Annotated in this window: 25 protein-coding genes and 1 other annotated feature; of the genes, 18 read left to right on the top strand and 7 right to left on the bottom strand. The window is 57.5% G+C overall.

Annotation, left to right across the window (positions count from 1 at the left end):
- The first annotated feature begins 73 nt into the window (after positions 1–73).
- Positions 74–793, top strand: a complete 720-nt coding sequence (gene deoD / locus CWM57_RS22650) for a purine-nucleoside phosphorylase (RefSeq protein WP_002887789.1) — start codon at positions 74–76, stop codon at positions 791–793.
- A 78-nt stretch (positions 794–871) separates the two neighbouring features.
- On the opposite strand, the gene lplA is transcribed toward deoD, so the two are convergent.
- Together lplA and CWM57_RS22640 are read right to left on the bottom strand one after the other, a co-directional pair.
- The gene (lplA, locus tag CWM57_RS22645; protein ID WP_061155840.1) at positions 872–1,888 is read right to left on the bottom strand and encodes a lipoate--protein ligase LplA; all 1,017 of its coding nucleotides are present in this window, start codon (positions 1,886–1,888) and stop codon (positions 872–874) included.
- Positions 1,888–2,535: a YtjB family periplasmic protein gene (locus tag CWM57_RS22640; protein ID WP_012542920.1), complete on the bottom strand. Its 648-nt coding sequence runs from the start codon at positions 2,533–2,535 to the stop codon at positions 1,888–1,890. The genes lplA and CWM57_RS22640 overlap by 1 nt, the downstream gene beginning before the upstream one ends.
- 104 nt (positions 2,536–2,639) lie before the next feature.
- Between CWM57_RS22640 and serB the strand changes: the two genes are divergently transcribed.
- The 3 genes from serB to nadR are packed head-to-tail and all read left to right on the top strand — an operon-like array spanning position 2,640 to position 6,257.
- Positions 2,640–3,611 carry a phosphoserine phosphatase gene (gene serB / locus CWM57_RS22630; RefSeq protein WP_016160266.1) on the top strand — a complete coding sequence of 324 codons (972 nt, stop codon included), beginning with the start codon at positions 2,640–2,642 and terminating at the stop codon, positions 3,609–3,611.
- A gap of 9 nt (positions 3,612–3,620) precedes the next feature.
- The gene (gene radA / locus CWM57_RS22625; protein WP_002887800.1) at positions 3,621–5,003 is read left to right on the top strand and encodes a DNA repair protein RadA; all 1,383 of its coding nucleotides are present in this window, start codon (positions 3,621–3,623) and stop codon (positions 5,001–5,003) included.
- A gap of 21 nt (positions 5,004–5,024) precedes the next feature.
- Entirely contained in the window at positions 5,025–6,257 is a 1,233-nt protein-coding gene (gene nadR / locus CWM57_RS22620) for a multifunctional transcriptional regulator/nicotinamide-nucleotide adenylyltransferase/ribosylnicotinamide kinase NadR (RefSeq protein WP_002887802.1), read from the top strand.
- Between the two features lie 175 nt (positions 6,258–6,432).
- Here nadR and ettA read toward each other — a convergent pair whose 3' ends face one another.
- A complete protein-coding gene (gene ettA / locus CWM57_RS22615) occupies positions 6,433–8,100 on the bottom strand; it encodes an energy-dependent translational throttle protein EttA (protein WP_061155838.1) in 1,668 nt (555 codons plus the stop codon).
- Positions 8,101–8,328: 228 nt separating this feature from the next.
- Between ettA and sltY the strand changes: the two genes are divergently transcribed.
- Both sltY and trpR read left to right on the top strand, forming a co-directional pair.
- On the top strand, positions 8,329–10,266 hold the full coding sequence (gene sltY / locus CWM57_RS22605; protein ID WP_100676449.1) for a murein transglycosylase: 1,938 nt from the start codon (positions 8,329–8,331) through the stop codon (positions 10,264–10,266).
- A gap of 88 nt (positions 10,267–10,354) precedes the next feature.
- On the top strand, positions 10,355–10,684 hold the full coding sequence (trpR, locus tag CWM57_RS22600) for a trp operon repressor (RefSeq protein WP_100676412.1): 330 nt from the start codon (positions 10,355–10,357) through the stop codon (positions 10,682–10,684).
- On the opposite strand, the gene yjjX is transcribed toward trpR, so the two are convergent.
- Positions 10,671–11,186 carry an inosine/xanthosine triphosphatase gene (gene yjjX, locus CWM57_RS22595; protein ID WP_100631977.1) on the bottom strand — a complete coding sequence of 172 codons (516 nt, stop codon included), beginning with the start codon at positions 11,184–11,186 and terminating at the stop codon, positions 10,671–10,673. The two genes, trpR and yjjX, sit on opposite strands and share 14 nt — an antisense overlap.
- 113 nt (positions 11,187–11,299) lie before the next feature.
- On the opposite strand from yjjX, the gene gpmB reads away from it, so the two are divergent.
- The gene (gpmB, locus tag CWM57_RS22590; protein ID WP_074387112.1) at positions 11,300–11,947 is read left to right on the top strand and encodes a 2,3-diphosphoglycerate-dependent phosphoglycerate mutase GpmB; all 648 of its coding nucleotides are present in this window, start codon (positions 11,300–11,302) and stop codon (positions 11,945–11,947) included.
- On the opposite strand, the gene robA is transcribed toward gpmB, so the two are convergent.
- A complete protein-coding gene (robA, locus tag CWM57_RS22585) occupies positions 11,944–12,813 on the bottom strand; it encodes an MDR efflux pump AcrAB transcriptional activator RobA (protein ID WP_008807515.1) in 870 nt (289 codons plus the stop codon). The two genes, gpmB and robA, sit on opposite strands and share 4 nt — an antisense overlap.
- Positions 12,814–13,022: 209 nt before the next feature.
- Here robA and creA point away from each other — a divergent pair, with 209 nt between their 5' ends.
- Genes creA through creD form a run of 4 tightly spaced genes read left to right on the top strand, consistent with a single transcriptional unit; the run spans position 13,023 to position 17,041 of the window.
- On the top strand, positions 13,023–13,496 hold the full coding sequence (creA, locus tag CWM57_RS22580) for a protein CreA (RefSeq protein ID WP_012542917.1): 474 nt from the start codon (positions 13,023–13,025) through the stop codon (positions 13,494–13,496).
- Between the two features lie 12 nt (positions 13,497–13,508).
- Complete coding sequence (creB, locus tag CWM57_RS22575; RefSeq protein ID WP_012542916.1) at positions 13,509–14,198, top strand: two-component system response regulator CreB; 690 nt, start codon at positions 13,509–13,511, stop codon at positions 14,196–14,198.
- Entirely contained in the window at positions 14,198–15,622 is a 1,425-nt protein-coding gene (creC, locus tag CWM57_RS22570) for a two-component system sensor histidine kinase CreC (RefSeq protein WP_100676411.1), read from the top strand. The genes creB and creC overlap by 1 nt, the downstream gene beginning before the upstream one ends.
- A 60-nt stretch (positions 15,623–15,682) precedes the next feature.
- A complete protein-coding gene (gene creD / locus CWM57_RS22565; RefSeq protein WP_165784244.1) occupies positions 15,683–17,041 on the top strand; it encodes a cell envelope integrity protein CreD in 1,359 nt (452 codons plus the stop codon).
- Positions 17,042–17,103: 62 nt separating this feature from the next.
- Here the strand turns inward: creD and arcA are convergent, their stop codons facing one another.
- Entirely contained in the window at positions 17,104–17,820 is a 717-nt protein-coding gene (gene arcA, locus CWM57_RS22560) for a two-component system response regulator ArcA (RefSeq protein ID WP_002887843.1), read from the bottom strand.
- 95 nt (positions 17,821–17,915) lie between these two features.
- Between arcA and yjjY the strand changes: the two genes are divergently transcribed.
- From yjjY to CWM57_RS22520, 7 genes are all read left to right on the top strand, one after another.
- Positions 17,916–18,056, top strand: coding sequence for a protein YjjY (gene yjjY / locus CWM57_RS22555; protein WP_001541509.1), 141 nt, complete (start codon positions 17,916–17,918; stop codon positions 18,054–18,056).
- A 396-nt stretch (positions 18,057–18,452) separates the two neighbouring features.
- Positions 18,453–19,139 carry a tRNA/rRNA methyltransferase gene (locus CWM57_RS22545; protein ID WP_061155833.1) on the top strand — a complete coding sequence of 229 codons (687 nt, stop codon included), beginning with the start codon at positions 18,453–18,455 and terminating at the stop codon, positions 19,137–19,139.
- A gap of 211 nt (positions 19,140–19,350) precedes the next feature.
- Entirely contained in the window at positions 19,351–19,419 is a 69-nt protein-coding gene (thrL, locus tag CWM57_RS22540; RefSeq protein ID WP_004222578.1) for a thr operon leader peptide, read from the top strand.
- Positions 19,358–19,475, top strand: a sequence feature (Thr leader region). Its footprint overlaps the gene before it by 62 nt.
- 25 nt (positions 19,476–19,500) lie before the next feature.
- The gene (gene thrA, locus CWM57_RS22535) at positions 19,501–21,963 is read left to right on the top strand and encodes a bifunctional aspartate kinase/homoserine dehydrogenase I (protein WP_061155832.1); all 2,463 of its coding nucleotides are present in this window, start codon (positions 19,501–19,503) and stop codon (positions 21,961–21,963) included.
- A 1-nt stretch (position 21,964) separates the two neighbouring features.
- The gene (gene thrB, locus CWM57_RS22530; protein WP_008807508.1) at positions 21,965–22,894 is read left to right on the top strand and encodes a homoserine kinase; all 930 of its coding nucleotides are present in this window, start codon (positions 21,965–21,967) and stop codon (positions 22,892–22,894) included.
- Positions 22,895–22,897: 3 nt separating this feature from the next.
- The gene (thrC, locus tag CWM57_RS22525; protein WP_074387108.1) at positions 22,898–24,178 is read left to right on the top strand and encodes a threonine synthase; all 1,281 of its coding nucleotides are present in this window, start codon (positions 22,898–22,900) and stop codon (positions 24,176–24,178) included.
- Positions 24,179–24,373: 195 nt separating this feature from the next.
- Positions 24,374–24,673 carry a DUF2502 domain-containing protein gene (locus CWM57_RS22520; RefSeq protein ID WP_074387107.1) on the top strand — a complete coding sequence of 100 codons (300 nt, stop codon included), beginning with the start codon at positions 24,374–24,376 and terminating at the stop codon, positions 24,671–24,673.
- Positions 24,674–24,712: 39 nt separating this feature from the next.
- Here CWM57_RS22520 and yaaA read toward each other — a convergent pair whose 3' ends face one another.
- Entirely contained in the window at positions 24,713–25,486 is a 774-nt protein-coding gene (yaaA, locus tag CWM57_RS22515) for a peroxide stress protein YaaA (protein ID WP_074387106.1), read from the bottom strand.
- Positions 25,487–25,549 lie beyond the last annotated feature (63 nt).

Raw genomic sequence — 25,549 nt, 5'->3', positions numbered from 1 at the left:
GGGCCTACGATTTGTAGGCCGGGTAAGGCGTAGCCGCCACCCGGCAAAAACAACAATGTAAAAGGAACTGAAGATGGCAACTCCTCACATTAACGCAGAAATGGGCGATTTCGCTGACGTCGTTTTGATGCCGGGCGACCCGCTGCGCGCGAAGCACATTGCAGAAACCTTCCTTGAAGACGTTCGTGAAGTGAACAACGTGCGCGGCATGCTGGGCTTCACCGGTACTTATAAAGGCCGCAAAATCTCCGTGATGGGCCACGGGATGGGTATCCCGTCCTGCTCAATCTACACCAAAGAGCTGATCACCGATTTCGGCGTGAAGAAAATCATCCGCGTGGGCTCCTGCGGCGCGGTGCGTGAAGATGTCAAACTGCGTGACGTGGTGATCGGCATGGGCGCGTGCACCGACTCTAAAGTGAACCGTCTGCGTTTCAAAGACCATGATTTCGCGGCGATTGCCGATTTCGGTATGGTGCGTAACGCGGTAGACGCGGCGAAAGCGCTGGGCGTTGACGCGCGCGTGGGCAACATCTTCTCCGCTGACCTGTTCTACACGCCAGACCCGTCCATGTTCGACGTGATGGAAAAATACGGCATCCTGGGCGTGGAAATGGAAGCGGCCGGGATCTACGGCGTGGCGGCAGAATTCGGCGCGAAAGCGCTGACCATCTGCACCGTTTCCGACCACATCCGTACCCACGAGCAGACCACTGCCGCTGAGCGTCAGACGACCTTCAACGATATGATCAAAATCGCGCTGGAATCGGTACTGCTGGGCGATAAAGAGTAAGACCTGTTGTGCCGGGTGGCAGCTTCGCCTGACCCGGCCTACGGTTTTCCAGGCCCGCTAAGCGCAGCGGGCTTTTTATTAGCGCACCGCGCCGGCTATCCACGCCGACAGTTCTTTCAGTTCCGCTTCCTGCTCCGGGAAATCGCCGACCAGCGCCTCACACTGTTGCTGCAAGACTTCCGCCCGATACTGACAGCCGACTAAGCGTGCCGCCAGGGCCTCCAGCGGTGCCGGGTTCAGGCTATCGGTAAAGGCTTGCGCGCGGGTGATATGACCTTTCTCGACATCAAAATGCAGCTCAACGCCGCCCCAGCGAAAGCGCTCGTCCAACAGATGAGAGAAGGCCGGCGCCTGACCGAAGTTCCACTCCCAGCTGCTCTGGCGGGCGAAGGTCTCGGCAAAATTCGGCAGGTCCGGCGTGTTGTCCGGGGAGATCACCTCGGCGTCCACCCTTTCGCCGTAATGGCTGAAGAACGCCTCCTGAATCGCCTCGCAAACTTGCTGATGGGTAATGCCCGGCAGCAGATCAACCAGGTTCGCCACGCGACCGCGCACCGAGGTAATGCCTTTAGCCTGTAACTTTTTCTGGTCCGGGTTAAGGTAGTTAGCGAGGCGACTTAAATCGGCATTCAGCAGCAGGGTACCGTGATGAAAACCGCGGTCCATGGTTTCGCGATAGGCGGAGCCCGAGACTTTGCGGTCGCCGTTGTCAGTTTTGACAACCAGATCGTTGCGCCCGGAGGCTTCGGCGGTTACGCCGAGCGAATTCAGCGCCGCCAGCACGATAGCGGTGGAGACGGTTTTGTCGTACTCCGGTTTGCCTGCCATAAAGGTAAAGCAGGTATTGCCGAGGTCGTGGAACACCGCGCCGCCGCCGCTGCTGCGACGGGCCAGCCGCACGTGGTCCTCTTCCATGCGTCGGGTATTACACTCCTTCCACGGGTTCTGGGCGCGGCCGATGACCACGGTATCGGCATTGCGCCACAGGAACAGCACCCGCTGGGTGGCGGGCATCTGGCGGAAAATACACTCCTCGACCGCCAGGTTGAACCACGGGTCGTAAGAGTCAGAGAGCAGGAGGCGCAATGTGGACATTATAGATTTCCTTTCTTTTCATCGTCTTCATCCTCAACCGGCTTGTTGGCGGTGAGCAGGAAGGGCGATTGCTGCCAGCGGGTGCGTTTGCCCTGTAGCAGCGTGCGGGTCAGCACCACGCCGATAGCCAATGACAGCAACAGCATCAGGCGTAATATATTGGTGGTATTATCCACCTGCTTCGCCTCGGTTGCCAGGGTATGGGTATCGAGGGTCAGACGCAGGTAGCCCAGCGGACCGTTTTTTCCCGGAACCGGCTCGACAATCTGCTGGTTGAAGTAGCCGCCGGCTTTTTTGCCATCCAGCGCCAGCCGGTCGCGAACCTCGACGCTTTCGCCAGAGCGTGCCACCAGGTCGCCCTGTTCGTCATACACGCCGGCGTCCAGTACGCGGCTGTTATGGGTCAGCTGCGTCAACAGTTGATTAATGCGCTTCTCGTCCGGTGTTTCGCTGCGCATCAGCGGTACGAGATTCAGTACCACCTGCTGCGCCAGCGTGCGGGCCAGCTCTTCCAGCTGCGGATTGCGTTGTTTCTGACTGTTCTGACTGAACCACGAAGCGCCCTGCATCAATGCGACGAGCAGGGCGAGACAGATAAGGACAATGACCGCACGATGCAGCCGGAATTTCAGTTTTGCGCGAACCATATTCCACCTTTGAAAATTTGCAGCTTAATGTTGCCAGAAGCGCTGGTTACAAGGTAGCCTCATGCGTTATTTTCCTCGCCTGAATGAAGAGATGTGGAGCCGTAATGCCTAACAGTTTGACCTGGTGCGACCTGCCTGAAGACGTTTCCCTGTGGCCTGGGTTGCCGCTTTCCCTGAGCGGCGATGAGGTCATGCCGCTGGATTATCACGCCGGGCGCAGCGGCTGGCTGCTGTACGGGCGTGGGCTGAATAAGCGCCGTCTGACGGACTGGCAGCGCGAGCTGGGCGCCGCGTTAGTGATCGTTGCCTCCTGGGTGGTCGAGGATTACCAGGTGATCCGCCTGGCCGGTTCGCTGACTCCCCGTGCGACGCGACTGGCGCATGAGGCGGGGCTGGACGTCGCGCCATTGGGTAAAATCCCCCATCTGCGCACCCCTGGGCTACTGGTGATGGATATGGACTCCACGGCGATCCAGATCGAATGCATTGATGAGATTGCGAAACTGGCCGGTACCGGCGAGCTGGTCTCGGAAGTGACCGAGCGGGCGATGCGCGGGGAACTGGACTTCACCGCCAGCCTGCGCCAGCGCGTGGCGACGCTGAAAGATGCGGATGCCAGTATTTTGCTGCAGGTTCGCGACGCGCTGCCGCTGATGCCGGGCCTGGCACAGCTGGTGCTCAAGCTGGAAACGCTGGGCTGGAAAGTGGCGATCGCCTCCGGCGGCTTCACCTTCTTTGCGGAGTACCTGCGCGACAAGCTACATCTCGACGCGGTGTTCGCCAATGAACTGGAGATCCGCGACGGCAAGCTCACCGGCAACGTGCTTGGCGATATCGTCGATGCGAAATATAAAGCCAATACGCTGCGCAAGCTGGCGGAAAAGTATGAGATCCCAACGGCGCAAACTGTGGCTATCGGTGATGGCGCCAACGACCTGCCGATGATTAAGGCGGCAGGCCTCGGCATCGCCTATCACGCGAAGCCTAAAGTGAATGAACAGGCGGAAGTGACTATCCGCCACGCTGACCTGATGGGGGTATTCTGTATTCTCTCGGGCAGCATGAACCAAAAGTAAGAGGTAAACGTGGCGAAAGCTCCAAAACGCGCATTTGTCTGTAATGAATGTGGTGCGGATTATCCGCGCTGGCAGGGGCAGTGCAGCGCCTGCCATGCCTGGAATACCATCACCGAGATGCGCATCGCCGCGTCGCCGCAGGTGGCGAGAAACGAGCGTCTGTCAGGCTATGCCGGTAACGCCGGCGTGTCGAAGGTACAGAAGCTGTCGGACATCAGCCTGGAAGCGCTGCCGCGTTTCTCCACCGGCTTTAAAGAATTTGACCGCGTGCTGGGCGGCGGCGTAGTGCCGGGAAGCGCTATCCTGATTGGCGGCAACCCAGGAGCTGGGAAATCGACGCTGCTGCTGCAAACCCTCTGCAAACTGGCGGAGGGGATGAAAACCCTGTACGTCACCGGGGAGGAGTCCCTACAGCAGGTGGCGATGCGCGCGCATCGTCTCGGATTGCCAACGGCGAACCTGAACATGCTCTCGGAAACCAGCATTGAGCAGATCTGTCAGATTGCCGATGAAGAAAAGCCGCAACTGATGGTGATCGACTCCATTCAGGTGATGCATATGGCTGACGTGCAGTCGTCGCCGGGCAGTGTCGCCCAGGTACGTGAAACCGCGGCCTATTTGACGCGCTTTGCCAAAACTCGCGGCGTGGCGATTGTGATGGTCGGCCACGTTACCAAAGACGGCTCGCTGGCCGGTCCGAAGGTGCTGGAACACTGTATCGACTGCTCGGTACTGCTGGACGGCGATGCCGATTCTCGTTTCCGCACCCTGCGCAGCCACAAAAACCGTTTTGGCGCGGTCAATGAACTCGGCGTTTTCGCCATGACCGAGCAGGGCCTGCGCGAAGTCAGCAACCCATCCGCTATCTTCCTCAGCCGGGGAGATGAAATCACCTCCGGCAGTTCGGTGATGGTGGTCTGGGAAGGGACTCGTCCGCTGCTGGTGGAGATCCAGGCGCTGGTGGATCACTCGATGATGTCCAACCCGCGCCGCGTGGCGGTGGGGCTGGAACAGAACCGTCTGGCGATCCTGCTGGCGGTGCTGCACCGCCACGGCGGCCTGCAGATGGCCGATCAGGACGTCTTCGTCAACGTGGTTGGCGGGGTCAAAGTCACAGAAACCAGCGCCGACCTGGCGCTGCTGCTGGCGATGGTTTCCAGCCTGCGTGACCGCCCGCTGCCGCAGGATCTGGTCGTCTTTGGCGAAGTCGGGCTAGCCGGCGAGATCCGCCCGGTGCCGAGCGGTCAGGAGCGTATCTCCGAAGCGGCGAAGCATGGTTTCCGCCGCGCCATCGTCCCGGCGGCCAATGTGCCGAAAAAAGTGCCGGAAGGCATGCAAATCTTTGGTGTGAAAAAGCTTTCAGACGCGCTAAGCGTTTTTGACGACTTATAATAAGTTAAAAGGAGATTAGCGATGTCGTCATTTGACTATTTAAAAAGCGCCATTAAGCAGAAAGGCTGTACGCTGCAGCAGGTGGCGGAAGCCAGCGGAATGACCAAAGGGTATCTCAGCCAGCTGTTGAACGCCAAAATCAAAAGCCCGAGCGCGCAGAAGCTTGAAGCACTGCATCGTTTTCTCGGGCTGGAGTTTCCCCGCCGACAGAAAAGCGTCGGTGTGGTGTTTGGTAAGTTTTACCCGCTGCATACCGGGCATATTTACCTGATACAGCGCGCCTGTAGTCAGGTCGATGAGCTGCATATCATCATGGGCTATGATGACACCCGCGACCGCGAGCTGTTTGAAGAGAGCGCCATGTCGCAACAGCCGACGGTGCCTGACCGCCTGCGCTGGCTGCTGCAGACCTTTAAATATCAGAAGAATATTCGCATCCACGCCTTCAATGAAGAGGGAATGGAGCCCTATCCGCACGGCTGGGACGTCTGGAGTCATGGGATCCGCGCTTTTATGAGCGAAAAAGGGATCGAGCCGAACCGGATCTATACCTCGGAAGAGGCCGATGCGCCGCAGTACCTTGAGCATCTGGGGATCGAGACGGTGCTTATCGATCCTAAGCGGACCTTTATGAATATTAGCGGCGGGCAGATCCGTGAGAACCCGTTCCGCTACTGGGAATATATTCCGACGGAAGTGAAACCGTTCTTTGTGCGGACGGTGGCGATCCTCGGCGGCGAGTCGAGCGGTAAATCGACGCTGGTCAATAAGCTCGCCAATATCTTCAATACCACCAGCGCCTGGGAGTATGGCCGGGATTATGTCTTTTCGCATCTCGGCGGCGATGAGATGGCCCTCCAGTATTCGGATTACGATAAAATTGCCCTCGGACATGCGCAGTATATTGATTTTGCAGTGAAATACGCCAACAAAGTGGCATTTATCGATACCGATTTCGTCAGCACTCAGGCCTTCTGCCTGAAGTACGAAGGGCGTGAGCACCCGTTCGTGCAGGCGCTGATTGATGAATACCGTTTCGACCTGGTGATCCTGCTGGAGAACAATACCCCGTGGGTGGCCGATGGACTGCGCAGTCTTGGGAGCTCAGTGGATCGCAAGGAGTTTCAGTCGCTGCTGGTGTCGCTGCTGAAAGAGAACGAGATCGAGTTTGTCCATGTTAAGGAGTCGGACTACGATGCGCGCTTCCTGCGCTGCGTCGAGCTGGTGAAGCAGCTGATGGGGGAGCAGGGGTAGGTCCTCTGCGGGCTGTTGCCCTCACCCCAACCCTCTCCCGGTGGGAGAGGGAGCAAACCCTAAAAAAGGCAACTTGCGTTGCCTTTTTGCATTTACCTTGCCCTCACCCCAACCCTCTCCCGGTGGGAGAGGGAGCAAACATTAAAAAAGGCAACCGAAGTTGCCTTTTTGCGTTTTATTTCGCGATACGCTTGTACTTGATTCGCTTCGGCTCCAGCGCGTCGGCGCCGAGGGTGCGTTTCTTGTACTCTTCGTATTCAGTAAAGTTACCTTCGAAGAACTCAACTTTACCTTCATCCTGGTAATCCAGAATGTGGGTGGCGATACGGTCAAGGAACCAGCGGTCGTGCGAGATAACCATCGCGCAGCCCGGGAACTCCAGCAGGGCGTTTTCCAGCGCGCGCAGGGTTTCGATATCCAGGTCGTTGGTTGGTTCATCGAGCAGCAGGACGTTACCGCCCACCTGCAGCAGCTTCGCCAGGTGCAGACGACCGCGTTCACCGCCGGACAGTTCGCCAACGCGTTTACCCTGGTCGACGCCTTTGAAGTTAAAGCGGCCCACGTAGGCGCGGCTCGGCATCTCGGTGTTGCCGATCTTCATGATATCCAGGCCGCCGGACACTTCTTCCCACACGGTCTTGCTGTTATCCATCGCGTCGCGGAACTGATCGACGGAGGCCAGCTTAACGGTTTCACCCAGGGTGATGGTGCCGGAATCTGGTTGTTCCTGGCCGGACATCATGCGGAACAGGGTGGATTTACCCGCGCCGTTCGGACCGATGATACCGACGATAGCGCCTTTCGGTACCGAGAAGCTCAGATCGTCGATCAGCAGACGGTCGCCGTAGGATTTACGCAGGTTGCTGACTTCCAGAACTTTATCGCCCAGACGCGCGCCTGGCGGAATGAACAGTTCGTTGGTTTCGTTACGTTTCTGGTATTCGACGTTGTTAAGCTCTTCAAAGCGTGCCAGACGGGCTTTGCCCTTGGACTGACGGCCTTTGGCACCCTGGCGAACCCACTCGAGTTCTTTCTCGATAGATTTGCGACGCGCCGCTTCCTGAGACGCTTCCTGTGCCAGGCGCTGATCTTTCTGCTCCAGCCAGGAGGAGTAGTTACCTTCCCACGGAATACCTTCGCCGCGGTCAAGCTCGAGGATCCAGCCGGCGACGTTGTCGAGGAAGTAACGGTCGTGGGTAATCGCTACGACGGTACCTTCAAAGTCGTGCAGGAAGCGTTCCAGCCAGGCGACGGACTCGGCATCCAGGTGGTTAGTCGGCTCGTCGAGCAGCAGCATGTCTGGTTTTTCCAGCAGCAGGCGGCACAGCGCGACGCGGCGGCGTTCACCACCGGAAAGATTAGCGATTTTCGCATCCCAGTCCGGCAGGCGCAGGGCATCGGCCGCGCGCTCAAGCTGCACGTTCAGGTTGTGACCGTCGTGCGCCTGGATAATCTCTTCGAACTTGCCTTGCTGAGCGGCAAGCTTATCGAAATCCGCATCCGGCTCGGCGTATTTGGCATAGACTTCGTCCAGACCCTTCAGCGCGTTAACCACTTCGGCGACCGCTTCTTCAACGGACTCGCGCACAGTGTGCTCCGGGTTGAGCTGCGGCTCCTGCGGCAGGTAGCCGATTTTGAGGCCAGGTTGCGGACGCGCTTCACCTTCGATCTCGGTGTCGATACCGGCCATGATGCGCAGCAGGGTAGACTTACCGGCGCCGTTCAGACCGAGCACACCGATTTTCGCGCCAGGGAAGAAGCTGAGGGAGATATTTTTCAAAATATGACGTTTCGGCGGAACCACTTTGCCGACACGATGCATGGTATAAACGAATTGAGCCACGTTGGACTTCGCCTCTTTCTATTTTGATAGATAGTTCAAAGCCGAAGTGTAGCCTTTTTCGCGCGCTAATCCCAGCGAGGCGACAGGATTCACAGAAGCGTAAAAAAATGTCCAGGACATGGCGCGTTTAGCGTTGTCTGATTAGCATAAGTAAAGCTGCCTGCCGAACCGGCAGGGGCTTTTAAGCGGCACGATGCTGCGAAAATGCACCGGAAAGAGGAAGAGCTTGTGGAAAAAGCCAAAAAAATAGCGTGGCATCTTTTGGCTGCCAGCGTTGGTCTGTTGACGTTGAGTCAGCTGGCGCATGCGGATTCACTGGATGAACAACGCAGTCGCTACGCACAAATTAAGCAGGCGTGGGATAGCCGGCAGATGGATGTGGTCGATCAGCTGATGCCCACGTTAAGCACTTATCCCCTGTATCCCTATTTGCAGTACCGGCAGATCACCGACGATCTGATGAACCAGCCGGCGCTGGTAGTGAAAAACTTTATTGACGCCAATCCGACGCTGCCCCCGGCGCGTTCATTACGTTCGCGCTTTGTGAATGAACTGGCCCGGCGCAGCGACTGGCGCGGCCTACTGGCGTTTAGTCCCGATAAGCCGACCAGCACCGAGGCGCAGTGCAACTATTACTACGCCAAGCTGAGCGTAGGGCAGTCGCAGGAAGCCTGGAGCGGGGCGAAAGAGCTGTGGCTGACGGGCAAGAACCAGCCTGGCGCCTGTGAGCCGCTGTTCAGCGCCTGGCGCGACTCCGGACAGCAGGATCCGCTGGCCTATCTCGAACGGATCCGCCTGGCGATGAAGGCCGGCAATATCGGGCTGGTCAGATCGCTGGCTCAGCAGATGCCCGCCAACTATCAGAGCATCGCTTCCGCCGTCGTCGCGCTGGCTAACGATCCAAACAGCGTCCTGACCTTCGCCCGCACCACCGGAGCGACCGACTTTACCCGCCAGATGGCCGCCGTTGCCTTCGCCAGCGTCGCCCGTCAGGATGTGGAAAATGCCCGCCTGATGATCCCTTCGCTGGTGCAGGCTCAGCAGCTCAATGAGGATCAGACTCAGGAGTTACGTGATATTGTCGCCTGGCGCCTGATGGGTACCGATGTGACCGAAGAGCAGGCTATCTGGCGCGATGACGCGATCATGCGCTCACAGTCCACGCCGCTGGTGGAGCGGCGCGTGCGGATGGCGCTGGGAACGGGCGATCGCCATGGCCTGAACACCTGGCTGGCGCGCCTGCCAATGGAGGCGAAAGAGAAAGACGAATGGCGCTACTGGCAAGCGGATCTGCTGCTGGAGCGCGGCAGGGACGAGGAGGCGCAGGCGATCCTTCGCTCGTTGATGCAACAACGAGGCTTCTACCCGATGGTCGCTGCGCAGCGACTTGGCGAGGAGTATACCTTCCGCATCGATAAAGCCTCGGGAACGATCGATCCAGCGCTGGCTTCCGGTCCGGAGATGGCTCGGGTACGCGAACTGATGTACTGGAATATGGATAACACCGCGCGCACCGAATGGGCGAATCTGGTCACCAGCCGTACCAAATCCCAGCAGGCGCAGCTGGCGCGTTACGCTTTTGATCAGCACTGGTGGGATCTGAGCGTGCAGGCGACGATAGCCGGCAAACTGTGGGATCAGCTGGAGGAGCGCTTCCCGCTGGCGTATAACGATCTGTTCGCGCGTTACATCAGTGGCAAAGATATCCCGCAGAGCTATGCGATGGCGATTGCCCGCCAGGAGAGTGCCTGGAACCCGAAAGTGCGCTCGCCGGTTGGCGCCAGTGGACTGATGCAGATTATGCCGGGCACCGCGACGCATACCGTCAGCATGTTCAGCATTCCCGGCTACAGCGGCCCGTCGCAGCTGTTGGATCCGGAAACCAATATCAATATCGGCACCAGCTATCTGCAGTATGTCTACCAGCAGTTCGGCAATAATCGTATCTATGCCTCGGCGGCCTATAACGCCGGGCCGGGCCGGGTTCGTACCTGGCAGGGGAACAGCGCCGGACGGATCGATGCGGTGGCGTTTATCGAGAGTATTCCGTTCTCGGAAACCCGCGGCTACGTGAAGAATGTCCTCTCCTATGACGCCTACTATCGCTACTTTATGGGCCAGCAGGATAAGCTGTTCAGCGATGCGGAGTGGCGGCAGCGTTACTGATCGCCGGGAAGTATGTTATGCTTTGTACTCGTTGAAGAGTACATTCGACGGGCAGCGTAAGCTGCCCGTCTCAATATGGTGGCGCGATATGACCCAACAATCTCCTTATTCCGCGGCCGTTGCCGAACAACGTCATCAGGAGTGGCTGCGCTTCGTGGCGCTGCTGCAGCAGGCCTATACGGAGGATCTGCATCTGCCATTGCTGCAGCTGATGCTGACACCCGACGAGCGCGAAGCGCTGGGCACCCGGGTGCGCATTATTGAAGAGCTGCTGCGTGGTGAGATGAGCCAGCGCGAGCTGAAAAATGAGCTCGGCGCCGGGATTGCGACCATTACCCGCGGGTCGAACAGCCTGAAATCAGCGCCGGCCGAACTGCGTCAGTGGCTGGAGCAGACGCTGCTGGCTAGCGATAAATAGCGTTATGGAACGGGCTCAACGCCAGCACGACCGCCTGATGGTAAACGCTGCTGCGGGTTAATTTGCCACCGGTGAAAACCCCAATCGCTCCCTCTTTACGACCGATCTGGTCGATGCCGGTATACTGCGACATGACCGGTCCCAGGGCTTCACCAGCGCGAACCTGCTCAAGAATAACCTCAGGTAACGGCAGCGTGGCTGAGCGCGCTTCTCCGCGCCGATCAGCGCTTTCAATGACCACCCAGCTAAAGGTGCTGCCATCGTCGATACCGGCCTCAATGGCCACCCAGAAATCGGCATCGGGCTGGGCGAGGCGCGCATTGGCGACACGATTTCGTGCGCCAGCGCGCGTTTCCTCGCTGCCGAAGGGCTGTTCCGGCACGCCGCTCTCGACGGAGACGGACTCAATATGGCAGGATCCTTCGCCGAAAATCTCGTTAAAAGCCTGCAGAATTGCCTGAATTTTGGCGGGATTAGTGGTCGCTGAGACAACATGGTGCATAATCAAAACAACTCAGAATAAACTAACGTCATCGCAGTATACTCTAAATCACCCTCAGGGCAGGCGGTAATGCCCTAAGCTGGTTGATGACGAGTTCAGAACGGAATAAAAGCATGTTACAGGTATACCTTGTTCGCCACGGTGAAACGCAGTGGAACGCCGAGCGACGTATTCAGGGTCAGTCCGATAGCCCGCTGACCGCACACGGTGAGCGCCAGGCCTGGCAGGTTGGCGAGCGCGCCAGAACGCTGGGGATCACCCATATCATTACCAGCGATCTGGGGCGAACCCGCCGTACAGCAGAGATTATCGCCGAAGCCTGTGGTTGCAGCGTGATCGCCGATGCGCGTCTGCGCGAGCTGGATATGGGGGTGCTGGAGAAGCGCCATATCGACTCGCTCAGCGAAGAGGAAGAGGGCTGGCGTCGCCAGCTGGTCAACGGCACGCCGGATGGTCGTATTCCGCAGGGCGAATCGATGCAGGAGCTCAGCGAGCGAATGCATGCGGCGCTGGCATCCTGTCTGGAGTTACCGGCCGGTAGCCGACCGCTGCTGGTGAGTCATGGTATGGCGCTGGGCTGCCTGGTGAGCACGATTTTAGGGCTGCCGGCATACGCTGAGCGTCGTCTGCGACTGCGCAACTGCTCTATCTCGCGCGTTGACTATCAGCAAAGCCCGTGGCTGGCTTCCGGCTGGGTGGTGGAAACGGCGGGCGACGTCTCGCATCTTGACGCCCCCGCGATGGACGAGCTGCAGCGTTAACGACGAATCGGGATCAGATACTCGCAGCGTAACTGAATCGGCGTAGCCTGATCCCGGTTTTCATCCTCAGGGTAGAAGCGTTCAATATCCAGCCCCTTGCGACGGGTCAGGTTTAGCATCGGCATGCAGGTGCCGTAGACCGTCAGGATGAATTCCTGCAGGCCGGTGCCCAGCCCTTCATACGTAAACATGACATACTCGCCGCCCTCCAGGGTGACCGGGTGGGCGTTCTGCAGATGGCCATTAGCCATCTCCGGCGTCAGCGCGGTGGTATAGAACACTTCCTGCTCATCGTCTTTCTCCAGGCTCGGACGCGGCTCATGCAGCCCGTAGAGCACCGGAGGGATCGACGGCGAATTACCGAGGAAGTCCCGCCAGAACTGGACGCGCATCTGATTGCGGAAATCGGAGATTTCCTCGAGCTTACAGGTATAGCTCTGGGTGACGCCGAGCAACTGAGTGGTAGGCAGGGCGACAAATTCATGTTTTGGCAGCGTGAATTCGCCAAGACGCAGCGGCGGACGCATACCGAACGAGCTCCAGTCCGGTGAGCGGCGGTAGAGCGCCGGCGTCAGCGAGAACTGCTTTTTAAATGCCCGGGTGAAGGTCTGCTGTGAGTCGAAACGGTACTGAAGCGCAATATCAAGGATTGGACGGGCGGTAAGACGTAATGCGACAGCAGATTTCGATAACCGGCGCGCGCGAATATAGGCACCGATGGCATGGCCGGTGACATCCTTAAACATTCGCTGTAAATGCCACTTGGAATAACCTGCCTTCGCCGCCACATTGTCCAGAGAAAGCGGCTGATCCAGGTGACCTTCCAGCCAGCTAAGGAGATCGCGAATAATCCCTGCTTGATCCATAAAATGTCCCCATCCTTAAACACAGGTGCCTGATATTAAAGTAGCGGATAATAGCATTTTTTGATGTTTTAGCATTCAGTGTTTTTTTTGCTTTTAAATGCGGAAGGTCAGTGGAGCTGAACGATAATTTTGTAAAGCTTTGATCTATAAACCTTTTCTGCTAAGTGCGTGATAATCACTCAGCTATATTTTTTAATAATGGTAACAATATGAAATACAAGAAGTTTGCGATGGGCCTGCTGCTGCTGGCCGGCTGCCAGATGGCTCAGGCGGAGCAGATTGGTTCCGTGGATACGGTCTTCAAATGGTTAGGGCCGGATCACAAAATTGTCGTCGAAGCCTTTGACGATCCGGATGTGCAGAACGTGACCTGCTATATCAGCCGGGCGAAAACCGGCGGGATCAAGGGCGGGTTGGGGCTGGCGGAAGATACCTCCGACGCGGCCATCTCCTGCCAGCAGGTTGGGCCGATTGAGCTGACGGACAAAATCAAAAACGGCAAAAGCCAGGGCGACGTGGTGTTCCAGAAGCGCACCTCGCTGGTGTTTAAAAAACTGCAGGTCGTTCGCTTCTATGATGCCAAGCGCAATGCGCTGGTCTATCTGACCTACTCGGATAAAGTGGTTGATGGCTCGCCGAAGAACGCCATCAGCGCCGTGCCGATCATGCCATGGAATAAATAAACGGGAGCGCGCATGCAGCAGCCACGGATTTGGTTAGTTGAGGATGAACAGAGTATCGCTGATACCCTGGTTTATATGCTGCAGCAGGAGGGCTTCCAGGTCACCGTCTTTGGCCGCGGATTGCCCGCGCTGGAGGCGGCGGCGCATCAGGCCCCCGATGTCGCCATCCTCGACGTCGGCTTGCCGGATATCAGCGGCTTTGAGCTCTGTCGGCGCCTGCTGACGCGTTATCCGGCGCTGCCGGTGTTGTTTCTGACGGCGCGGAGCGACGAGGTCGATAAGCTGCTTGGGCTGGAAATCGGCGCAGACGATTATATCGCCAAGCCGTTTTCGCCGCGCGAAGTCTGCGCGCGGGTGCGAACCGTACTGCGGCGACTGCAGAAATTTGCCGCGCCTTCACCGGTGGTACGCGTCGGCGAGTTTGTGCTCGATGAGCAGGCGGCGTCGATAAGCTGGTTCGGCCAGCCGCTGAACCTGACGCGCTACGAATTCCTGCTGTTGAAAACCCTGCTGCATGCGCCCGGTCGCGTCTTCTCCCGTCAGCAACTGATGGAGTTGGTGTGGAGCGATGCCTGGGAAAGCCTCGACCGTACCGTCGATACCCATATCAAAACCCTGCGCGCCAAGCTGCGGGCAGTGAATCCTGAGGTTACGCCGATCAATACCCATCGCGGCATGGGCTACAGCCTGGGGCGTGGCTGATGCGCATTGGCATGCGCCTGCTGCTGGGCTATTTTCTTATCGTCGCTATCGCCGCGTGGTTTGTGCTGTCGATCTTTGTCCAGGAAGTGAAGCCGGGCGTGCGCCGGGCGACGGAGGGGACACTCAACGATACCGCCACCCTGCTGGCGGCGCTGGCGCGTGAGGACCTGCTGGCGGCAAACCCGCAGCAGGGCAGGCTGGCTCAGGCCTTTCAACAGCTCAACCAGCAGCCGATCAACGCCCATATTGGCGGAATTAAAAAGGTGCGTAATGAGTACCGTGTCTATCTGACCGATGCCAGGGGCAAGGTAGTGTTTGACTCCAGCGGGCAGGCGACAGGGCAGGACTATTCGCGCTGGAATGACGTCTGGCTCACCCTGCGCGGCCAGTACGGCGCGCGCAGTACACGCAGCGATCCGCATGATGAAACCAGCTCAGTCATGTATATCGCCGCGCCAGTGATGGATGAGGGGCGGATTATCGGCGTGCTGAGCGTCGGTAAACCCAACCTGGCGATGACGCCGGTCATTAAGCGCAGCGAGCGGCGGATCCTCTGGGCCGGTGGCGCCCTGCTGGGCATTGCGCTGTTGATTGGCTGCGGCGTCGTCTGGTGGATCAATTTTTCTATCGGCAAGCTGGTGCGCTATGCGGATTCGGTGACCGCGGAGCGTCCGCTGCCGCTGCCTGAGGTGGGCAGCAGCGAACTGCGCAAGCTGGCGCAGGCCCTGGAGAGCATGCGGGTGAAGCTCGAGGGCAAAAATGCCATCGAAAACTATGTCTATGACCTGACTCACGAGCTGAAGAGCCCGCTGGCGGCCATCCGCGGTGCGGCGGAGATCCTGCGTGAAGGGCCTCCGCCTGAGGTAGCGGCGCGGTTTACCGCCAATATCCTCGCGCAGAACACCCGGATGCAGCTGTTGGTAGAGCGATTGCTCCAGCAGGCGCGACTGGAAAACCAGCTGGAGATAAGGCGGCAGCCGGTATCGGTTGACGCGCTATTCCAACGCCTTACGGAGGAGCGCGACATCGCCCTGGCGACGAAAGCCATCACTCTGCGCTGGCAGACGTGCGGGATAACGGTCAATGGTGATGGCGAACTGCTGGCCCAGGCGCTGGGTAACCTGCTCGACAACGCGATTGATTTTACCCCCCAGGGCGGCGAGATCGTCCTGGCCGTGGAGAAGCGGAATGAAGAGGTGCAACTGAGCGTCATCGATAACGGGTGTGGTATTCCGGACTATGCGCAGACGCGTATTTTTGAACGCTTCTACTCGCTGCCGCGCGAAGATGGCCATAAGAGCAGCGGTCTTGGGCTGGCGTTCGTTCGTGAAGTAGCGCGCCTGCATCAGGGCGATATTCGTCTGCACAATCGTCCCGAAGGCGGTGCGGTCGCCACGCTGCGACTTCACCGTCCCTTCACATAGCTTCAAATTCCCCCCACATAGCCGCCCTACAGTGAGGCCATCACGATAGGGAGAAAGGCTATGTTGAAATCACCGTTATTCTGGAAAATCACCACGTTAATCGGTTGTGTTGTGCTGTTATCTTTGCCGCTAATGATGGTCAGGGAGCTTATTAATGAGCGGGCGGATTATCGCAGCGAGGTGGTGGACGCCATTGAGCAGAGCACCAGTGGCTCGCAAAAACTCGCCGGGCCGCTGATCGCCATTCCGGTGACCGAGACCCTGACCCGCATGGAGAACCAAAAAGAGGTCGAATATCAGCGGCGCTGGGAGTACTACTGGCTACCGGAGTCGCTGGCGGTCAACGGCAAACAGACCGTGGAGTCGCGGAGAGTAGGCATCTACAGCGGCCAGGTCTGGCATAACGCCCTGCAGATTAAGGCCTCATTTGATCCACTGCGTCTGGCGGCGTTGAGAAAATCGAATATTGTCCTGGGCCAGCCGCGGCTGGTGGTGAGCGTCGGCGATGCCCGCGGCATTGGCGCTATCCATGCCCCGGAGGTCAATGGTAACGTATTAAGCGTGGAGCCGGGGCTGGGGATAAGTGGCGATGGCGCAGGTATTCATATGCCGATGCCTGCGCTGGCGGAGGACAACAAGCCGCTTGAGATAGCCTTTTCTCTCGATCTGAACGGGACGGGAGAATTTTCACTGGTGCCGATCGGGCGTAACAGCGAGCTGCAGTTGACCAGTAACTGGCCGCATCCCGGCTTTCTCGGCAGCTTCCTGCCAACGCAACGGGAAGTGAGTGCTGCCGGCTATCGCGCCCACTGGCAAAGCAGCTGGTTCGCTAACGATATGGGGAGCTATTTTAAGGATGATATGGAGATCCCGTGGTCGCGGCTGCCAGCGTTCAGTGCCGATGTGATGACGCTTGCCGACCAGTACCAGCTAACCGACCGGGCAACAAAATACGCCATCCTGTTAATCGGGCTGACCTTTATGGCCTTTTTCGTGTTCGAGAGCCTGACTCATCGTCCCCTGCATCCAATGCAGTATCTGCTGGTGGGCCTGTCGCTGGTGCTGTTTTACCTGGTGCTGCTGGCGCTCTCGGAGCACGTTGGGTTTACCGCCGCCTGGCTGGCGGCCAGCCTGTCCGGCGCGGTGATGAACGGGGTCTATTTACAGGCAGTGCTCAGGGGATGGCGTAACAGCCTGCTGTTTGTCGCCGCGCTGCTACTGCTGGATGGGGTGATGTGGTTGCTGCTGCATTCCGAGGACAGCGCGCTGCTGCTGGGTACCGGGGTACTGGCGCTGGCGCTGAGCGTCCTGATGTTTTTGACCCGCCGGGTGGACTGGTATGCGTTATCGTTACCGAAAGGCAGTGCGCCTCCGCCGCCGACTGCCGATGATGACAAGCTGCGCCTCTGGAAAGAGTGACGGCATAAAAAACGGCGCCCTTGGGGCGCCGTTTTCACATCATGGCTGCGGAATAAAACGCATTATTCCTGCAGATCGCCACAGAAACGGTAGCCTTCACCGTGAATAGTGGCGATGATTTCCGGGGTATCCGGAGTAGACTCGAAGTGTTTACGAATCCGACGAATGGTCACATCAACGGTACGGTCATGCGGCTTCAGCTCACGACCGGTCATTTTCTTCAGCAGCTCGGCGCGAGACTGAATTTTGCCCGGGTTTTCGCAGAAGTGCAGCATCGCGCGGAATTCACTGCGCGGCAGCTTGTACTGCTCGCCGTTCGGGCTCACCAGTGAGCGGCTGTTGATATCGAGTTCCCAACCATTGAACTTGTAGCTCTCCACGCTGCGGCGCTCTTCGCTCACGGTACCGAGATTCATGGTACGGGAGAGCAGGTTGCGCGCGCGTATAGTCAGTTCACGCGGGTTAAACGGTTTAGTGATATAGTCGTCAGCGCCGATTTCGAGGCCAAGGATCTTATCCACTTCGTTGTCGCGGCCGGTTAAAAACATCAGCGCGACGTCAGCCTGCTCACGCAACTCGCGCGCCAGCAGAAGACCATTTTTACCCGGCAGGTTGATATCCATGATCACCAGGTTGATATCATTTTCAGACAGGATCTGATGCATTTCCGCGCCATCGGTCGCTTCGAATACATCGTAACCTTCTGCTTCGAAAATACTTTTTAACGTGTTGCGTGTTACCAACTCGTCTTCAACGATAAGAATGTGCGGGGTCTGCATGTTTGCTACCTAAATTGCCAACTAAATCGAAACAGGAAGTACCAAAGTCCCTGACCTGCCTGCTGCATGTCGCAAATTAACATGCGCGGCGTAACATGACTAAAGTACGTAATTGCGTTCTTGATGCACTTTCCATCAACGTCAACAACATCATTAGCTTGGTCGTGGGTACTTTCCCTCTGGACCCGACGGTGTCAAAAACGGCTGTCATCCTAACCATTTTAACAGCAACATAACAGGCTAAGAGAGGCCGAACACCCAATAAAACTACGCTTCGTTGACATATATCAAGTTCAATTGTAGCACGTTAACAGTCTTGTGAAATCATTGCATCGTCATGCTCTTTATAGTCACAATCCTTACACAGCTCAACTAGTTGCGTGGATAAATTAATAAATACAGTGAATCCAATGCGTGGAACGATGCCTCAGATGAAATTTCATTGCCCATCATATGGATAAATGGGTTCTGTTAACATACTTCTTGTCATGGCCTCCTGAGAACAGTTTAGATTTTTTTATGGGTAAGCAAACGCAATTTTAGTGATTTTTGTTGCAAATTTGTAAATTTTCACCGCGTAAAATGGTGCGGCCAGCGCTTCGCCAACGCCTGAGAGAGAGAAAGAAACTGCAATGCGTTTAACGATCATTTTAGTGGCCCCAGCCCGGGCAGAAAACGTCGGCGCCGCCGCCAGAGCGATGAAAACCATGGGATTTCGCGATCTACGGATCGTGGACAGTGAAGCCCACCTGGCGCCGGCGGCACGCTGGGTGGCGCATGGCTCAGGCGACATCCTCGATGGCATCACCACCTATCCAACCCTTGCCGAAGCGCTGCACGACGTCGATTTTACCGTCGCCACCACCGCCCGTAGTCGCGCGCGGTTTCACTATTACGCCACGCCGCAGCAGCTGTTACCTCTGCTGGAGGAGAAGGCGCAGTGGATGACGCATGCGGCGCTGGTATTTGGCCGTGAAGACTCCGGGTTGAGCAACGAGGAGCTGGCCCTGGCCGATGTGCTCACCGGCGTGCCGATGGTGGCGGATTATCCGTCGCTGAATCTCGGACAGTCGGTGATGGTCTACTGTTATCAATTAGCATCGCTTATGCAACAAACGGCGCCCACCGCCGCCGCCGCAGACCATCATCAGCTGCAGGCGTTACGCGTCCGCACCGAGGCATTACTTTCGCGTTTAGGCGTGGAGGAGGATGCCAAACTGGTCGACTGGCTGGCGCAACGAATGGGGCTGCTGCAGCAGCGTGACACGGCAATGTTGCATCGATTGCTGCATGATATTGAAAAAAACCTCCCAGAATAAAGCTCTGTAATATTTTTTAATTATGGTTATCTGTGCTGTTTTTGAGGGTCGGGTTCCGCCGATCTGGATGTTTTTTCTTGCCGTGACGGCGCAATACGCAAGCTGGCTGAAATAGGGTTAATTGAGAAATTCATTGACTTAAGAAGGCAGATACTTTAACCAATATAGGCAGGACACACAGACAGATAAAAATACAGAGTACACAACATCCATGAATCGCATCGGCATGATTACCACCATTATCACCACCACCATTACCACAGGTAACGGTGCGGGCTGACGCGTACAGGAAACACAGAAAAAAGCCCGCACCTGAACAGTGCGGGCTTTTTTTTTGACAAGAGATCAAGGGGTAAGAACCATGCGAGTGTTGAAGTTCGGCGGTACATCAGTGGCAAATGCGGAACGTTTTCTGCGGGTTGCCGATATTCTGGAGAGTAATGCCAGGCAGGGGCAGGTAGCGACCGTACTGTCTGCCCCGGCGAAGATCACCAACCATCTGGTGGCGATGATTGAAAAAACGATCGGTGGCCAGGATGCCCTCCCGAATATTACCGACGCTGAACGCATTTTTGCCGAACTTCTTCAGGGCCTTGCCGATGCCCAGCCCGCTTTCCCGCTTGCCCAGCTGAAAGCCTTCGTTGAGCAGGAATTTGCTCAGATTAAGCATGTCCTGCACGGCATCAGCCTGCTGGGCCAGTGCCCGGACGGAGTGAACGCCGCGCTGATCTGCCGTGGCGAAAAGCTCTCCATCGCCATCATGGCGGGTCTGCTGGAAGCCCGTGGTCATAAAGTCAGTGTGATTAACCCGGTCGAAAAACTGCTCGCGGTGGGCCACTATCTGGAATCCACGGTCGATATCGCCGAATCCACCCGCCGCATTGCCGCCAGCCAGATCCCGGCAGACCATATGATCCTGATGGCCGGATTTACCGCTGGCAATGAGAAGGGCGAACTGGTGGTGCTGGGGCGTAACGGCTCCGACTATTCGGCTGCGGTACTGGCCGCCTGCCTGCGCGCGGACTGTTGCGAAATCTGGACCGATGTCGACGGGGTGTATACCTGCGATCCGCGCCAGGTGCCAGATGCGCGTCTGCTGAAATCAATGTCTTATCAGGAGGCGATGGAGCTCTCCTACTTTGGCGCGAAAGTGCTGCATCCGCGCACCATTGCCCCTATCGCTCAGTTTCAGATCCCATGCCTGATCAAAAATACCGGCAACCCGCAGGCGCCGGGAACGCTCATTGGCGCCAGTCGCGATGAAGACGATCTGCCGGTGAAAGGCATCTCTAACCTCAACAATATGGCGATGTTCAACGTCTCCGGTCCGGGGATGAAAGGGATGGTCGGTATGGCGGCCCGCGTCTTCGCCACCATGTCCCGCGCTGGCATCTCGGTGGTATTGATCACCCAATCCTCTTCGGAGTACAGCATCAGTTTCTGCGTGCCGCAGAGCGATTGCGCTCGTGCCAAACGGGCGATGGAAGATGAGTTTTATCTCGAGCTGAAAGAGGGGCTGCTGGAGCCGCTGGCCATTATGGAGCGTCTGGCCATCATCTCCGTGGTGGGCGACGGGATGCGTACCTTGCGCGGTATCTCGGCGAAATTTTTTGCAGCGCTGGCCCGCGCCAATATCAATATCGTGGCGATTGCCCAGGGCTCTTCCGAGCGCTCTATTTCGGTGGTAGTCAGCAATGACGACGCCACCACCGGCGTGCGCGTGACCCATCAGATGCTGTTCAACACCGACCAGGTGATTGAAGTATTCGTCATCGGCGTCGGCGGCGTCGGCGGCGCGCTGCTGGAGCAGATCAAGCGCCAGCAGGGGTGGCTGAAGAACAAACATATCGATCTGCGCGTTTGCGGTGTAGCCAATTCTCAGGCGCTGCTGACCAGCGTTCATGGCCTGAATCTGGAGAACTGGAGTGAAGCGCTGGCGGAGGCGAAAGAGCCGTTTAATCTTGGCCGCCTGATCCGTCTGGTGAAAGAGTACCACCTGCTCAATCCGGTGATCGTCGACTGTACCTCCAGCCAGGCGGTCGCCGATCAGTACGCCGACTTCCTGCGCGAAGGTTTCCATGTGGTGACGCCGAACAAAAAGGCCAATACCTCTTCGCTGGATTACTATCACCAGTTGCGCCATGCGGCCAGCAGCTCGCGCCGCAAGTTCCTCTATGACACTAACGTTGGCGCTGGCCTGCCGGTGATTGAGAACCTGCAGAACCTGCTCAACGCCGGCGATGAGCTGCGCCACTTCTCCGGGATCCTTTCCGGCTCTCTGTCCTTTATCTTCGGCAAGCTGGACGAGGGGGTGAGTTTCTCAGCCGCGACGGCGCTGGCCCGTGAGATGGGGTATACCGAGCCGGATCCGCGCGACGATTTATCCGGGGTGGATGTCGCGCGTAAGCTGTTGATTCTGGCCCGTGAGACCGGGCGTGAACTGGAGCTGTCGGACATTATCGTGGAGTCGGCGCTGCCGGCGGACTTCGACGCCAGCGGCGACGTCGACACCTTTATGGCCCGTCTGCCCTCGCTGGACGATGGGTTTGCCTCGCGGGTTGCTAAGGCACGTGATGAAGGTAAAGTCTTGCGCTACGTCGGTAACATCGAAGAGGATGGTACCTGCCGCGTGAAAATTGCCGCCGTTGACGGCAACGATCCGTTATTCAAAGTCAAAAATGGTGAGAACGCGCTGGCCTTTTACAGCCACTATTATCAGCCACTGCCGCTGGTGCTGCGCGGCTATGGTGCCGGGAACGACGTCACGGCGGCCGGCGTATTTGCCGACCTGCTGCGCACCTTGTCCTGGAAGTTAGGAGTTTAAGATGGTCAAAGTATATGCCCCGGCTTCCAGTGCCAATATGAGCGTCGGGTTTGATGTGTTGGGCGCGGCGGTCACGCCGGTGGATGGCACGCTGCTGGGCGATAACGTCACAGTTGAAGCGGCGGAGCAATTCAGTCTGCACAATCTGGGACGCTTCGCCAGTAAGCTGCCGACGGCGCCGCAGGAAAACATTGTTTATCAGTGCTGGGAAAGCTTTTGCCGGGAGATCGGTAAGACGGTACCGGTGACGATGACCCTGGAAAAAAACATGCCGATCGGCTCCGGGCTCGGCTCCAGCGCCTGCTCGGTGGTCGCCGCGCTGGTGGCCATGAACGAGTTCTGCGGTAAGCCGCTCAACGAGACGCGGATGCTGGCGCTGATGGGGGAGATGGAAGGGCGTATCTCCGGCAGCATTCACTACGATAACGTGGCGCCGTGCTATCTTGGCGGCATGCAGTTGATGATCGAAGAGAACGGGATTATCAGCCAGCAGGTGCCGGGGTTTGATGAGTGGCTGTGGGTGTTGGCCTATCCGGGGATTAAAGTATCCACCGCCGAAGCGCGGGCGATTCTGCCGGCACAATACCGCCGCCAGGATTGTATCGCCCATGGTCGCCACCTCGCGGGCTTTATTCATGCCTGCTACACCCGCCAGCCGCAGCTGGCGGCAAAATTGATGAAAGATGTCATTGCCGAACCGTACCGTACCAAACTGTTGCCGGGCTTTAGCGAAGCGCGCCAGGCGACAATGGAGATCGGTGCGCAGGCTTGCGGCATCTCCGGCTCTGGCCCGACGCTGTTTGCGTTGTGTGATAAACCGGACACCGCACAGCGCGTCGCCGACTGGCTTGGCGCGCACTATCTGCAGAATCAGGAAGGCTTTGTTCATATTTGCCGGCTGGACACGGCGGGCGCACGCGTAGTGGGATAACCAATGAAACTGTATAACTTAAAAGATCATAACGAGCAGGTCAGCTTTGCGCAGGCCGTCACCCAGGGACTTGGCAAACATCAGGGCCTGTTCTTTCCGCACGATCTGCCGGAATTCAGCCTGACAGAAATCGACGACATGCTGGCGCAGGATTTTGTCACCCGCAGCGCCAAAATTTTATCGGCCTTTATCGGCGATGAGATCCCACAAGATGTTCTGCAGCAACGGGTCGGCGCGGCGTTTGCGTTTCCGGCACCGGTAAGCAAGGTTCAGGATGATGTCGGCTGTCTGGAGCTGTTCCATGGCCCCACGCTGGCGTTCAAGGATTTCGGCGGCCGCTTTATGGCGCAAATGCTGACCCATATAGCCGGTGATAAGCCGGTCACCATACTGACTGCAACCTCTGGCGACACCGGGGCGGCGGTGGCGCATGCCTTCTACGGTCTGCCGAACGTTAAGGTCGTGATCCTCTATCCGCGCGGTAAGATCAGTCCGCTGCAGGAGAAACTGTTCTGTACTCTCGGCGGCAACATTGAAACCGTGGCGATTGACGGCGACTTCGATGCCTGCCAGGCGCTGGTGAAGCAGGCGTTTGACGATGAAGAGCTGAAGGTCGCGCTGGGGCTCAACTCGGCTAACTCCATCAATATCAGCCGCCTGCTGGCGCAGATCTGCTACTACTTCGAAGCGGCGGCGCAGCTGCCGCAGGAAGCCCGCAATCAACTGGTAATTTCCGTACCAAGCGGTAACTTCGGCGATCTAACCGCCGGTCTGCTGGCCAAGTCGCTGGGGCTGCCGATTAAGCGCTTTATTGCCGCTACCAACGCGAACGACACCGTTCCCCGTTATCTGCAGGGCGGTGAGTGGGCGCCAAAAGCCACCCAGGCGACGCTGTCCAACGCCATGGATGTCAGCCAGCCGAACAACTGGCCACGCGTCGAAGAGCTGTTCCGCCGTAAAATCTGGCAACTGAGCGAGCTGGGGTATGCTGCGGTCGATGATGAGACCACCAAAGCAGCGATGCGTGAGCTGAAGGCCATCGGCTACATCTCTGAGCCGCACGCGGCGATTGCCTGGCGCGCGCTGCGCGATCAGCTGCAGCCGGGAGAGTACGGCCTGTTCCTCGGCACCGCGCATCCGGCGAAATTCAAAGAGAGCGTGGAAGAGATCCTGCAGGAGACCCTGCCGCTGCCGAAAGAGCTGGCCGACCGCGCCGATCTGCCGCTGCTGTCCCACAATCTGCCGGCGGATTTCGCCGCGCTGCGTAAGCTGATGATGGGCTAGTATTGTCGTTCAGCTCTCTGCTAAACCGGGCCTCGTGCCCGGTTTTTTTTTCGCTCGAAAATGGAGATATTGTGTACAGACGAGCAATAAATGCGGCGGACTCTAGATTCAGATTGCAGAGAATAAACAGAATAGTTTTGTAGCGTTAATATTTTGTTATCGACCCATAATGGGGACGGAGAGAAGAGGTAACTTATGACAACGCTGAAACCTGTTTTGCTGGCACTTTCTATGCTGCTGGTCGCTCCTGCGTTGGTTCATGCTGACGAAATCACCCTGATCCCGGCGGTGAAACTGCAAATCGGCGATCGCGATGATTATGGGCATTACTGGGATGGCGATCATTGGCGCGATCGTGACTGGTGGGCTCAACATTACGACTGGCGCGATGATCGCTGGCGTCCGCATGATGATTATCGCCACCACGATCGTGACGACGATGACGATCAAGGTCATCATGGCCATGGGCACGAGCGGCATCACCACGACGACTGATTATTCTTGCCCCCGGCCCGAGGCTGGGGGCATTCAGGCTTACTGCTCGTGGCGTTTAAACACCATTTCACCTTTCTCCGACGCGTCCGCATCAAAGAAATAGCCTTCGCTACTAAATGCCTTGAGCTGCTCCGGCTGGGTTAAGCGATTTTCGATAATGTAGCGACTCATCAGACCGCGCGCTTTTTTTGCATAGAAGCTGATCACTTTGAATTTACCGTTTTTCTCATCGAGGAACACCGGCTTGATCAGCTGGCCCTGCAGTTTTTGCGTTTTCACCGATTTAAAATACTCATCGGAAGCCAGGTTGATGACGATATCGTCACCCTGGGCCTGCAGTGCCTGATTCAGCTTCTCGGTAATGGTATCGCCCCAGAACTGGTACAGATCTTTGCCGCGCGGGTTTTCCAGACGGATCCCCATCTCCAGGCGGTAGGGCTGCATCAGGTCCAGCGGGCGCAGCACGCCATACAGGCCGGAGAGCATGCGCAGGTGTCGCTGGGCGAAGTCAAAGTCGTCCTCGGTGAGCGTTTCTGCCTGTAGGCCGGTGTAGACATCGCCCTTGAACGCGAGGATCGCCTGACGGGCATTTTGCGGCGTAAAGTCAGGATGCCAGTCGTGGAAGCGGGTGGCGTTAAGATCCGCTAGCTTGTCGCTTATACTCATCAGCTTACCGATTTGTGGCGCGGTCAGATGACGGGCGATGCCGATAAGCTGTTGAGAATACTCGAGGAGTTCGGGCTGGGTATAGCGAGTCGTTGCCAGCGGGCTTTGATAATCGAGCGTTTTAGCAGGTGAAATCAGAATCAGCATATCCAGTCCTTGCAGGTAATTTCGACGAATTTTAACAAAAAAAGTGCATGGTGGGATCGATAG

The organism is Klebsiella sp. G-Nf4, from assembly GCF_002810615.1.
In the GTDB taxonomy this organism is placed as follows: Bacteria; Pseudomonadota; Gammaproteobacteria; order Enterobacterales; family Enterobacteriaceae; genus Klebsiella; species Klebsiella variicola.
This window is presented reverse-complemented; position numbering and strand designations above follow the sequence as displayed.

What these genes read in the sequence shown, in the direction of transcription:
- thrB (WP_008807508.1), top strand. Translation starts at nt 21,965, where the DNA reads ATGGTCAAAGTATATGCCCCGGCTTCCAGTGCCAATATGAGCGTCGGG.
- robA (WP_008807515.1), bottom strand. Translation starts at nt 12,813, where the DNA reads ATGGATCAAGCAGGGATTATTCGCGATCTCCTTAGCTGGCTGGAAGGT.
- gpmB (WP_074387112.1), top strand. Translation starts at nt 11,300, where the DNA reads ATGTTACAGGTATACCTTGTTCGCCACGGTGAAACGCAGTGGAACGCC.
- CWM57_RS22520 (WP_074387107.1), top strand. Translation starts at nt 24,374, where the DNA reads ATGACAACGCTGAAACCTGTTTTGCTGGCACTTTCTATGCTGCTGGTC.
- creB (WP_012542916.1), top strand. Translation starts at nt 13,509, where the DNA reads ATGCAGCAGCCACGGATTTGGTTAGTTGAGGATGAACAGAGTATCGCT.
- arcA (WP_002887843.1), bottom strand. Translation starts at nt 17,820, where the DNA reads ATGCAGACCCCGCACATTCTTATCGTTGAAGACGAGTTGGTAACACGC.
- lplA (WP_061155840.1), bottom strand. Translation starts at nt 1,888, where the DNA reads ATGTCCACATTGCGCCTCCTGCTCTCTGACTCTTACGACCCGTGGTTC.
- yjjX (WP_100631977.1), bottom strand. Translation starts at nt 11,186, where the DNA reads ATGCACCATGTTGTCTCAGCGACCACTAATCCCGCCAAAATTCAGGCA.
- CWM57_RS22640 (WP_012542920.1), bottom strand. Translation starts at nt 2,535, where the DNA reads ATGGTTCGCGCAAAACTGAAATTCCGGCTGCATCGTGCGGTCATTGTC.
- creD (WP_165784244.1), top strand. Translation starts at nt 15,683, where the DNA reads ATGTTGAAATCACCGTTATTCTGGAAAATCACCACGTTAATCGGTTGT.
- deoD (WP_002887789.1), top strand. Translation starts at nt 74, where the DNA reads ATGGCAACTCCTCACATTAACGCAGAAATGGGCGATTTCGCTGACGTC.
- thrC (WP_074387108.1), top strand. Translation starts at nt 22,898, where the DNA reads ATGAAACTGTATAACTTAAAAGATCATAACGAGCAGGTCAGCTTTGCG.
- nadR (WP_002887802.1), top strand. Translation starts at nt 5,025, where the DNA reads ATGTCGTCATTTGACTATTTAAAAAGCGCCATTAAGCAGAAAGGCTGT.
- yaaA (WP_074387106.1), bottom strand. Translation starts at nt 25,486, where the DNA reads ATGCTGATTCTGATTTCACCTGCTAAAACGCTCGATTATCAAAGCCCG.
- yjjY (WP_001541509.1), top strand. Translation starts at nt 17,916, where the DNA reads ATGACTAAAGTACGTAATTGCGTTCTTGATGCACTTTCCATCAACGTC.
- thrA (WP_061155832.1), top strand. Translation starts at nt 19,501, where the DNA reads ATGCGAGTGTTGAAGTTCGGCGGTACATCAGTGGCAAATGCGGAACGT.
- creC (WP_100676411.1), top strand. Translation starts at nt 14,198, where the DNA reads ATGCGCATTGGCATGCGCCTGCTGCTGGGCTATTTTCTTATCGTCGCT.
- serB (WP_016160266.1), top strand. Translation starts at nt 2,640, where the DNA reads ATGCCTAACAGTTTGACCTGGTGCGACCTGCCTGAAGACGTTTCCCTG.
- CWM57_RS22545 (WP_061155833.1), top strand. Translation starts at nt 18,453, where the DNA reads ATGCGTTTAACGATCATTTTAGTGGCCCCAGCCCGGGCAGAAAACGTC.
- creA (WP_012542917.1), top strand. Translation starts at nt 13,023, where the DNA reads ATGAAATACAAGAAGTTTGCGATGGGCCTGCTGCTGCTGGCCGGCTGC.
- trpR (WP_100676412.1), top strand. Translation starts at nt 10,355, where the DNA reads ATGACCCAACAATCTCCTTATTCCGCGGCCGTTGCCGAACAACGTCAT.